This is a genomic window from Pseudomonas sp. BAV 4579, from assembly GCF_009765395.1.
In the GTDB taxonomy this organism is placed as follows: Bacteria; Pseudomonadota; Gammaproteobacteria; order Pseudomonadales; family Pseudomonadaceae; genus Chryseomonas; species Chryseomonas aestiva.
In genome coordinates, this window is the sequence record NZ_WHOV01000174.1 from 1 (window position 1) to 9,615 (window position 9,615).

Here is a 9,615-nt window from a genome sequence, read left to right on the forward strand (position 1 = left end):
CGTGGGCGAGGCGCGGAGGGTGGCGCTCCCGGTCAGGGGCGGCCGCGCTCTTACTTGGCGCGTTGCTGGAAGAAGGCTTCCATCATCCGGGCGGGTTCGCCGGATTCGTAGGCCTCGCGCTGGATGCGGGTGCCCGCCTCGATGCTGTCCTGGAAGCCGGCTTCGGTCATCTCGCGGAAACGCTGCTTGTCCAGGCGCATGGCCACCGGCGGTTTCGCCGCCAGGGCTTCGGCGATTTCCAGGGCCTTGGCGAATACCTCGGCGGCCGGGACGAGGTGATGGATCAGGCCGATGCGGTGGCATTCTTCGGCGTCCATGAGCCGGCCGGTCAGGGTCAGTTCGATGGTGCGGGACATGCCGAGCATGCTGTTCATGATCCAGGGGCCGGTGGTGCTGGCGATCCCGGCATTGATCTCGGGTTGCCCCATGCGCACGCCGGAATGACCGACCCGGATGTCACCCAGCAGGGCCACCTGGAAGGCGGAACCCGCCGCGGTGCCGTTCAAGGCCATCACTAGCGGCTTGGACAGCCCGCGCAGGGCGGCGTAGTAGCGCTGCCATTCACCCACCCAGGCGACGGCGCGCTCGCCGTCGAAGTCATGGGCTTCGGAGAGGTCCTGGCCAGCGGAGAAGGCCCGGTCACCGGCACCGGTCATGATGATGGCGCGGATGGCGTCGTCCGCCTCGAAGCGCTGGAGCGCGTCGATGATCTCGTTGCGCATGGGGGTGGTCCAGGCGTTGAGCTTGGCGGGCCGATTGAGCGTGATGACGGCAACGGCGCCCTGGATATCGATCAGGATATCGCTCATTTTTATCTCCATTCGATAAAAGTTATTTAAAGGAGATTTACCTTTATCTTTTATCGCGAGACTGTCAAGTCGCGATCGCGGGCGCCGACGGCTCGGCGACAGACCGCTGGAGAAGCCGTTGAATCGACGCGGGCAAAGGCCAGCCCGTTGCCTGGACGGCGTACAGGCAGCAAGAGAATTCAGGGCCGCCTGCGCAGGCGGCTGCTTGTTTGGGCGGGTAGGGGACGGTGGCGGCTGGACGAGCCCAGGGGGTCCTGGCCCTGGGCGGATGCCTGGGGTCAGCCCCGCGCCCGCCGCTGTGGTCTGCCCGCCAGGTGCCGGGCCAGGACGATGAAGTTCTGCAGGGCGGGCGAGGGATTGAAGGTACGGCAGGCCAGGGTGATCGGGGCGGCCAGCCTAGGGCGGGCGTCCAGGATGGGGCAGTAGCAGATGCTGGACCTGTGCAGCTCGGTCATGGACGCCGGTACCGCGGAGATGCCGGCGCCGGCCGCCACCAGGCTCAGGTTGGTGAGCATGCGATCGACTTCGAAGGCGACCCTGGGTTCGAAGCCGGCATGGCGACAGGCGTCCAGCAGCTTGGCATACATGCCCGGCGCGCCGGGTTTGCGCACCAGGATGAAGGCTTCTTCGGCCAGCGCCGCCAGTGGCAGTCCGCGTTGCGCCAGGCTGTCCAGCGCCGCTGCGCCAATCCCCGTGAGGAGTCGATGATTACTTGGCAAGGCGAGCAGCATCGCCTCGTTGAGCAGGCGGTGATAGGTGACGCCTTCCGGCGCGCTGACCGGGGCGCGCAGGATGCCGAGGTCCAGGCGGCCTTCCGCCACCCGCTGGGTGAGGCCCTGGGCGTTGTCCTCGGCGATGACGATTTCCACGTCCGGGTAGCGCTCCCGGTAGGCGCGGATGACGCGGGGGATCAGCGCATGGGCAGCCGCCGAACTGGTGAAACCCAGCGTCAGGGTGCCGTCGATGCCCTTGGCGACCCGTGCCGCGCGATGCGCGCCCTGGCCGACCCGGGCCAGGATGTCCCGGGCTTCCTGCAGGAAGGCCGCGCCGCCGGCGGTCAGCACGACCCCTTTGGGGTGACGTAGGAAGAGGGCGAAGCCGAGTTCGTCTTCCAGGGCCCTGATCTGCTGGCTGAGCGGCGGCTGCTGCATGTGCAGGCGCGCGGCGGCGCGGGTGAAATGCTGCTCCTCGGCCACCGTGACGAAGTACCTCAGATGCCGCAATTCCATTCGCTCGCTGACCTCGCTGACGCCGGTCTGGATGACCGATCGGTTAGGATGGGGCGCAAGGTGTCAGGCGCCACGCACAATAATAACGACAGGAATCCGGATGATCGCGCGGATCGCTCGCAACGGCAGTGTGCAGATAGGCGTGGCCCTCGCCAGCGGGCTGCTGCTCGGTCTCTGGCGTCCCGAGCTGGCCGCGGCCATGAAGCCCTTGAGCGATCTGTTCCTGCGCACCCTGGGTCTGGCCATCCCTCTGCTGATGTTCGCGCTGATCGTGTCGGCCATTGCCCGCCTGGGCCGGGGCGTCGGCGCCATGGCGGCGCGCATGGTGCTGTACTTTCAGGTGATGTCCCTGCTGTCCCTGCTGGTCGGTCTGATCGTCGGTCTGGTGATCCATCCCGGCAGCGCCGTCGCGCCTGGCCCGATATCGATCAACTGGGGCAGTGCCGAACCGGCTGACCCCCTGTTGCCGGCTGCTCCCTCGTCGATGCCAGGTCTGCTCGACAGTCTGCCAGGTACCCTGCTGGGCGCCTTTACCCAGAGCGCCATATTGCCGCTGCTGTGCCTGGCCATCGCCCTGGGACTCATCCTGCGTGCCCTGGGTGAGCGTGGCGCAGCCTGGCTTGCCGGGGTCGAGCGGGCCCTGGGATTCATGCTGCGGCTGCTGCGCCTGTTCCTCCGCCTGGCGCCCCTCGCCGCCTTTGCGGCCATGGCCTTTACCGTTTCCCGTTATGGCGGCGCCTCCCTGTGGCCGCTGTTGAAGTTTCTGCTCGCGGTCTATCTGGCCGCCCTGTGTTTCATCGGCGGCGTGCTGGGGCTGGTGGCGCGGCTCTGTGGCTTTTCCCTGTTGCGCCTGATCCTCTGGCTGAGGCACGAGTTGCTGCTGGTGGCGGTGACCGGTTCCTCGGTCGCGGCCTTGCCCCTGCTGATCGGCCGCCTCGAACGCGCCGGTTGTCCGACGGAGCTGGTGCGGTTGTCGCTAACCACCGGCTACACCTTCAACCTGGCAGGCTCGAATCTCTATATCGCCGTGGCGCTGCTGTTCCTCACCCAGTTCGCCGGGATCGAGCTGTCGGCCGCGCAGTTGGCGAGCTTCCTGCTCGTCGGCCTGATCACCACCCTGGGCTCCACCAGCGTCGCCGGCTCGGCCTTCCTCACCCTGGCGGCGACCCTGTCGATCCTGCATTTCGTGCCGGTGGAGGCGGTCGGCCTGTTGCTGGGCGTCGAGCGGCTGATGAAGTGCCGCTCGCTCACCAATGTGCTGGGTAACAGCGTCGCCTGCCTGGCGCTGGCGCGCTGGCAGGGGACGCTGGACCGGCCGCAGCTGGCGGCGGCGCTCGCCCGTGGACGGCGCTAGGCGATCACGGCTTGAGCAGCTTGGCAAAGGCCTGATCGAGCCCGGTGTCGGCCTCGGCCAACCGCTGACGCCGGGCCTTGGTCCAGTCGACATCGGTCTGCAGGGCCTGCTTCGCCTCGCCGAGCATGCGCTGCACCTCGGCCGGTTGCGGACCGCCGGTGCCGACCCGGGTCTTGACCATGTTGGTCGGCGAGAGGGCATTGCGGAATTCGGCCTCCTGCAGCGGCAGGCTGGTTTCCTTCCACTGATACTTTTCAGCGGCCTGGGTGTAGAGCTGCCGGGCCTTGGCGAAGGGGAAGGTCTTGGGCGTGTAGCCTTCGTTGCGGGCCTCGGTGACGATCAGCGAGGCGAAGCTGTGGCCGATGCGGAAGGGCACCTTGTGCGCCCGTTCCAGGGTGTCGGCCAGCTCCATCGAGGTGGTCCATTCGTTCTCCAGCTCTTCCAGTGCGCGCTGCGGATTGACCTTCAGGGCGTCGAGCACGCGGTCCATGCTGGTGAACATGCCGATGGCCGAGTCATAGAAATTCAGGTCATCGAAGGCGAACTTGTAGTCCGTCATGCCGGTGGTCACGTTGTGCGCGCGCAGGGTGATGGTCTGCGCCAGGCCGATGGTGTCCGAGGCGGCTTCCCGGGTGCGCATCAGCAGACCGGGATTGCGCTTCTGCGGCATGGCGCTGCTGGTGTAGGTGGAGCCTTCCTCCAGCAGCAGCCAGGGGCGGATCTGGTGGTACTGGGTATGGATGTCGCCGATCATCGCCCCCAGTCGGATCGCCGAGGAGGCGGCGATGTCGGCCGCCTCGATGGGGATGTCGTAGGTGGAGACCTGGCTGGAATCCAGCGAATTCTGCCGCACCCCATCGAAGCCGAGCAGGGCGGCGAGACGCTCGCGGTTCAGCGGATAGGCGGAATTGGCCAGCACGGCGGTGCCCATCGGGCTGAGGTTGAGGCGCTGATAGAGCTGGGCGATGCGCTGGGCGTCGCGGGCGAAGGAATCGGCGTAGGCGAGCAGATAGTGGGCGTAGGAGATCGGCATCGCCTGGACGCCGTTGGTATAGGCCGGCACCAGGGTATCGACGTTGGCGGCGGCGAGGGTCAGCAGACGCTGACGGGTCGCGTTCACGGCGTCGCTGTAGGCCAGCACCTGGCCACGCAGGGAGGCCAGGCGGTAGGTGGCATAGATGTCCTGGCGACTGCGGCCCGAGTGGATCAGCGAGGCTTCCGGACCGATCCTGTCGGTCATGATCTTTTCCAGCTGGAGGATGTCGGTGGGTCGCTTGCCGTCCGGCTGCCCCCCCTGGTCGATGGCGAATTCGACCCCGCTGGCGATCTTGCGCCCCATTTCCGGGGTAACGATGCCTTCCTCGGTCAGCATCACGATGGAGGCCTTGTTGATGCGGTTCAGCCCGTCGAACTGGTCTTCGACGCCGCCGGCGCGGGTGCCTCCGTGGGTCACGGTGCCGCCGATCCTGGCGACCTCGGCCTTGCACTCGGCGGTGGTCTTGCAAGGGGCGTCAGCGGTATTGGCGGCCAGTGCCGGGGTACTGGCAGCCAGGGCGACTAGCAGGGCGAGCGGCAGCAAACGCGGGGTAGCGGGCATGGAGGAAAATCCTGTCGGGATGGGATCGAGGCCGGCGCGGTCCGCAGCCGGCCGTGGGGTCAGAGCAGGGGCAGGGTGTAGCTGAGGATCAGGCGGTTCTGGTCGAGCTCGGTATCGTTATGGCTGCGGTAGCTGCCATTGCGCCAACGCACCTTGAAGTTCTTCAGCGCGCCGGTCTGGAAGGTGTATTCCAGCTCGGTATCGCGCTCCCACTCCTGACCGGCGACACCGCCGGGTCCGTCGAAATGGTCGCCCCTGAGATAGCGCGTCATGAAGGCCAGGCCCGGGAGGCCCCAGGCGGCGAAGTCGTAGTCGTAGCGCACCTGCCAGGAGCGCTCGCCCGGATTGGCGAAATCCGGCGACAGCATCACGTAGTTGACCAGGTACGAATCGGTGCCGTTGAGATGGGGAAAGCCGGTCTCGCCGTGCATCTGCTGGTAGGCGGCGCCGAAGGCATGATGACCCAGGTTGTAGGTGAACTTGGCGCCATAGGCATCGTTGTCGACGTTGCTGCCGCCATCCTTGCGCGAGCGGGCATAGCGCAGATCCGTCTCCAGTGACTGGCCCTTGCCGAGCGGCAGGACGTGCAGCACGTTGAACATATGCTGTTCGTAGTTCTGGTCGAGGTGACCGTAGTCGTAGACCGTGGTGAGCTGCTGGCTCCATTTGTAGCTCAGGCCGGCGAAGTCGAACTGGTCGGACGCGCGGCCGCCCCTGATACCGCTGCCCGCTACGGTCATGTCCTCGTTGGCGCTGTCGTTGCGAACCCGGTTCTGGGTCAGCCGCCCGGCGTTGAAGGTCAGGTTGTCCAGTTCCTTCGACACCAGTTGGGCGCCCTGGAAGGTCTGCGGCAACAGGCGGGAGTTGCTGCTGCGGATGGTCTGCAGCCGAGGGATCAGGGTGCCGACCTTCAGGGTGCTCCTGGACACCCGCACCTTGCCGGTCAGCCCGAGCTTGCTGTAGTCGTCGGGCGCTCGCCGGTCGCCCACCGGCAGCAGGCCGGTGTTCTGCCGGTCCGAGCCCGAATCCAGCTTGAGGCCGAGCATGCCCAGGGCATCGACGCCAACGCCCACCGGCCCCTCGGTAAAGCCGGATTCGTAGTTGAGAATGAAGCCCTGGGCCCATTCCTCCCGCTTGGATTGCCGGGCGCCCGACTGGCGATAGTCGCCGTTGAAGTAGAAGTTGCGCAGTTCCAGGTCGGCCTTGCTGTCGGCAAGGAACTCGGCGAAGGCATCGGAGGGTAGAAAGGAGGCGAGGGCGGCGGTACTGACCCCAAGAGCTAGCGGTGACATGCGCATGGTGAGATTCCTTGACGCGTTATTGTTATTGGGCGCGTTTCATCGTGTGGCGGTGGCCGCTCGCAACGGGAACCTTAAGGACTTTGCTGAAAGATTAAAAATATATGAAAAGTCGGTACTTGATACTTTAAGGATATGGTCAGCGCGCGTAGTTCTCGGTCAGCCTGATTGATCGCCTACTAGACGTAGCCCACCAGGATGCTGGCGGGGCCTGGCGTCTCCCGCGGTGACGCCAGGCCAGCGCGGCTCAGCCCGAGCGTGCCGCCACGTGGGCGGGCACCCAGGGACCCCGGAGCGGCATATGGGGATAGGCGTCGTCGAGGATGCGCAGCTCGGCGTCCTTGGGAGTGTTGTCGCCTTCCCCCTGGATGCTGACGATATCCTGGGGGCAGGCCGAGAAGGCGACGAAGCAATCCATTTCCGCGCGCAGGGTGATGAAGTCACCCGGGCGGGTCACCGTGGGCAGGGTGTCCAGGTGGATGTTGTCCGGCTGTACCCGGATGTTCATGAAGATATTGAAGGAGGCGAGGGTACGCCGGGGCGGTGTGACACCCAGTTCCAGCATGCCCTCGACCAGGTTGTCGGTGCAGTTCCGGTGGTAGTGGCTGCACCCGAGCAATTCGTAGCGACGGCGGTCGCAGGCCGCCATGAAGGTATCGTGGACCCCCGGAGAGGTGTCTTCGACCACGGTCAGGATCGGGTGGCGCTCGCTGGTGACGAAGCTGTCGCCGACCACGGGATTGAGGTGCTGGGTATAGACCCGGGTGGCCTCCATGCACATGTATTCGTTGAGGTCATAGGCATTCCAGGCCCAGCAGTCGACGACCTGGGTACCGTGGGTATTGATGACCTGAACGCTTTGGCCGGCGCGCAGGCGGACGGCCTTGCCGTGACCGGCGGGTACGACGATGGAAGCGACGGGATGGGACATGGATGAACCTCGTGGGTGACTAGTGGATGCGATGGCGGGTAAGGCGGCGCTCCCAGGCGCCGGCGGCCGCATCGATGGCGAGCGTGACCAGCCAGTAGCTCAGGGCGACCGCCAGATAGATTTCCAGGGGGGCGTAGCTTTCCGAAATGGCCTGCTTGGCCGCGTACATGAACTCCTCGACCGAAACCACCGACAGCAGCGCCGAATCCTTCAGCAGACCGATGAACAGGCCGGTCGCCGGCGGCAGGGCCACGGGGAGCGCCTGGGCCAGGGCGATATGGCGAAAGCTCTGCCAGCGCGACATGCCCAGGGCGCTGCAGGCCTCGAATTGCCCGGGCGGAATGGCCGCGAAGGCGGCGCGCAGCACCTGGGCCAGATAGGGACCGTAGTACAGGGTCAGGGCCGTCACCCCCACCAGGGGCGAGGACAGGGTGAGGCCGTATTCCGGCAGGATGAAGAAGAGCCCATAGATCAGCACCAGCAGCGGCAGGCCCAGGATGAGGTCGGTGTAGCCGCGCGCCAGCATCTGCAGCAGTGGCTGGCGGCCGCGCAGCCGGATCCAGGCCAGCAGGGCGGCCAGGAGCAGGGCGGGCAGCACCGTGATCAGGGAAAGCTGCAGGGTGTAGACCAGGCCGGCAAGCAAGGACGGGGCGTAGGTCAGGATGATGCCCAGATCCATCAGGCGTTCCTCGCGGTGGCGAAACGCCCTTCCAGGCGCCGTGCGAGCAGCAGGATCGGCCAGCACACCAGCAGATAGCCGGCGACGACCGGCAGCATCACCGGGCCGGCCTCGTAGGTGCGGGCGATGATCAGCTGTCCGGCGTAGGTCAGCTCGGTCACGGCGATCACGGACGCCAGGGGCGTGGTCTTGACGATCAGCGTGAATTCGTTGACCAGCGCCGGCAGGCTGCTGCGCAGCGCCTGGGGCGCCAGGACGTGACGCCAGCACTGCAGGCGGGAGAGTCCCAGCGCCAGGGACGCCTCGGTCTGGCCGCTGGCCAGGTTGCGATAGCTTCCCCGCAGGATCTCCGCGGTATAGGCGGCGCTGTTCAGGCCGAGCGCGAGCACCGCGGCCAGCAGCGGTTTGCCGCCCAGGCCGAGCAGCGGCAGCGAGAAGAACACCAGGAACAGCTGGACGATGGAGGGCGTTCCGCGCATCAGGCTGATGTACAGGCGTCCCAGCCGGCTGGGCAGCCAGGCCTGGTGTTGTCGCAGCCACCAGATGAGGTGACCGACGCTGAAGCTGAGCAGCGCCGCGGCTAGGGTCAGCTCCAGCGTGACCAGCAATCCGGGCCCCAGCTCCGGCAGGATCTTGAGCATCTGTTCCAGCACGGCTTACTCCGGGAAGTCGCTCAGGCTTTCCGCGACCGCGAGCGCCACGGCGCCGACCTGATCGTTGCCGGGAATGCCGGTGCAGCAGGTCGAGACGACGAAGAGCATGTCCTGCACCACGCGGCAGGTGATCCGGTCGCCCACCCTGGTCCGGTTCGGCTGGGGATGCAGGCTGCCATCGCGTTCCAGCACGATATGCATGAACAGGTTGATGGGGTCCGGAAGCTTGGGCTGGCGCCGACCCAGCCGCGCGAGCTCGGCCTGTACCGCTTCGACGCAGCCGGTCTGCGCATAGCCGCGGCTGCGCAGGAAGGCGCTGGTGGAGGCGGGCAGCAGCAGGTCGTGGGTGCCCAGGCTGTCCTGGCCCAGGACCATCACCGGGCGCCGCCGGTTGTTCACCAGCCGCATGCCCGAGCCGAGGACATAGGAGTTGCTGAAAACCCGGGTGTGATGGACCGAGAGATGCACCAGGGGATCCTCCTCGCTGAAGCCGAACAGGCTGGCCACCACACCGGCGTCCAGGGCTTCGATGCGCAGCAACTGACCCCGCTTCACGGCGATCGAACCGGCGCTTCCCGCGCGGATCTTGAACCGCTGCATGGGCAGCGGCGCGCGTTCGTCGAGGTGTTCTTTCATCAACAGCATGGGGCGGTCCTCAGGCGGGAGTGGGGGCGGTGTCGGCGATGCGGATATCGATGGGCGTCACGTGCAGGCCATTGCCCGGAATGATGTCCTGCGGACAGGAGGACACGGCGCAGACCAGGTCCTTGAGTGCCCGGAACACCACGTGATCGCCTGCCTTGCTCCTGGGGTCGGTGACCTGCATGCGGCCGTCGGCGGTTACCGGTCCGTTCTGGAACAGGTTGAAGGGCTCCGGCACGTTGACCGCCAGCAGGCCGTAGCCGGCCAGGCCTTCGTGCAGGTTGTCCAGGCAGTTGCGGTGGCCGTCCACGCCGAAATCCACGCTGAAGCGGGTCGGATCGCAAGCCGGCACGTTGGCATCGTGGACGCCGATGGTGTCGGCGATCACCTCCAGCAGCGGCTCGTCGGCGGTGGAGTAGAGGC

10 protein-coding genes are annotated in these 9,615 nt (G+C 66.5%); 1 reads left to right on the forward strand and 9 read right to left on the reverse strand.

Annotated features, from left to right (window positions below; genetic code table 11):
- Nucleotides 1-50: 50 nt before the first annotated feature.
- Both GSQ95_RS23965 and GSQ95_RS23970 read right to left on the reverse strand, forming a co-directional pair.
- The gene (locus GSQ95_RS23965; RefSeq protein WP_158897089.1) at nucleotides 51-809 is read right to left on the reverse strand and encodes an enoyl-CoA hydratase/isomerase family protein; all 759 of its coding nucleotides are present in this window, start codon (nucleotides 807-809) and stop codon (nucleotides 51-53) included.
- Nucleotides 810-1,087: 278 nt separating this feature from the next.
- Nucleotides 1,088-2,038 (reverse strand): LysR family transcriptional regulator, encoded by a 951-nt coding sequence (locus GSQ95_RS23970; protein ID WP_158897088.1) that lies wholly within the window; start codon nucleotides 2,036-2,038, stop codon nucleotides 1,088-1,090.
- Between the two features lie 100 nt (nucleotides 2,039-2,138).
- On the opposite strand from GSQ95_RS23970, the gene GSQ95_RS23975 reads away from it, so the two are divergent.
- A complete protein-coding gene (locus tag GSQ95_RS23975) occupies nucleotides 2,139-3,392 on the forward strand; it encodes a cation:dicarboxylate symporter family transporter (protein WP_158897087.1) in 1,254 nt (417 codons plus the stop codon).
- Between the two features lie 4 nt (nucleotides 3,393-3,396).
- Here the strand turns inward: GSQ95_RS23975 and GSQ95_RS23980 are convergent, their stop codons facing one another.
- From GSQ95_RS23980 to GSQ95_RS24010, 7 genes are all read right to left on the reverse strand, one after another.
- Entirely contained in the window at nucleotides 3,397-4,989 is a 1,593-nt protein-coding gene (locus tag GSQ95_RS23980; RefSeq protein ID WP_158897086.1) for an argininosuccinate lyase, read from the reverse strand.
- Nucleotides 4,990-5,048: 59 nt separating this feature from the next.
- A complete protein-coding gene (locus GSQ95_RS23985; RefSeq protein WP_158897085.1) occupies nucleotides 5,049-6,287 on the reverse strand; it encodes an OprD family porin in 1,239 nt (412 codons plus the stop codon).
- A gap of 247 nt (nucleotides 6,288-6,534) precedes the next feature.
- On the reverse strand, nucleotides 6,535-7,218 hold the full coding sequence (locus GSQ95_RS23990) for a DUF1989 domain-containing protein (RefSeq protein ID WP_158897084.1): 684 nt from the start codon (nucleotides 7,216-7,218) through the stop codon (nucleotides 6,535-6,537).
- A 19-nt stretch (nucleotides 7,219-7,237) separates the two neighbouring features.
- Nucleotides 7,238-7,897: an amino acid ABC transporter permease gene (locus GSQ95_RS23995; protein WP_158897083.1), complete on the reverse strand. Its 660-nt coding sequence runs from the start codon at nucleotides 7,895-7,897 to the stop codon at nucleotides 7,238-7,240.
- Nucleotides 7,897-8,550: an amino acid ABC transporter permease gene (locus tag GSQ95_RS24000; RefSeq protein WP_218580225.1), complete on the reverse strand. Its 654-nt coding sequence runs from the start codon at nucleotides 8,548-8,550 to the stop codon at nucleotides 7,897-7,899. Before GSQ95_RS24000 ends, GSQ95_RS23995 begins: the two co-directional genes overlap by 1 nt.
- A gap of 3 nt (nucleotides 8,551-8,553) precedes the next feature.
- Complete coding sequence (locus GSQ95_RS24005; protein WP_158897082.1) at nucleotides 8,554-9,195, reverse strand: urea carboxylase-associated family protein; 642 nt, start codon at nucleotides 9,193-9,195, stop codon at nucleotides 8,554-8,556.
- A 10-nt stretch (nucleotides 9,196-9,205) separates the two neighbouring features.
- Nucleotides 9,206-9,615 (reverse strand): urea carboxylase-associated family protein (locus GSQ95_RS24010; protein ID WP_158973940.1); only part of this gene is annotated, 410 nt, incomplete at its 5' end.

Excerpts from the sequence above, each read along its gene's own strand:
- GSQ95_RS23980 (WP_158897086.1), bottom strand. The coding sequence starts at position 4,989 with ATGCCCGCTACCCCGCGTTTGCTGCCGCTCGCCCTGCTAGTCGCCCTG.
- GSQ95_RS23975 (WP_158897087.1), top strand. The coding sequence starts at position 2,139 with ATGATCGCGCGGATCGCTCGCAACGGCAGTGTGCAGATAGGCGTGGCC.
- GSQ95_RS23995 (WP_158897083.1), bottom strand. The coding sequence starts at position 7,897 with ATGGATCTGGGCATCATCCTGACCTACGCCCCGTCCTTGCTTGCCGGC.
- GSQ95_RS23970 (WP_158897088.1), bottom strand. The coding sequence starts at position 2,038 with ATGGAATTGCGGCATCTGAGGTACTTCGTCACGGTGGCCGAGGAGCAG.
- GSQ95_RS23965 (WP_158897089.1), bottom strand. The coding sequence starts at position 809 with ATGAGCGATATCCTGATCGATATCCAGGGCGCCGTTGCCGTCATCACG.
- GSQ95_RS24005 (WP_158897082.1), bottom strand. The coding sequence starts at position 9,195 with ATGCTGTTGATGAAAGAACACCTCGACGAACGCGCGCCGCTGCCCATG.
- GSQ95_RS23990 (WP_158897084.1), bottom strand. The coding sequence starts at position 7,218 with ATGTCCCATCCCGTCGCTTCCATCGTCGTACCCGCCGGTCACGGCAAG.
- GSQ95_RS23985 (WP_158897085.1), bottom strand. The coding sequence starts at position 6,287 with ATGCGCATGTCACCGCTAGCTCTTGGGGTCAGTACCGCCGCCCTCGCC.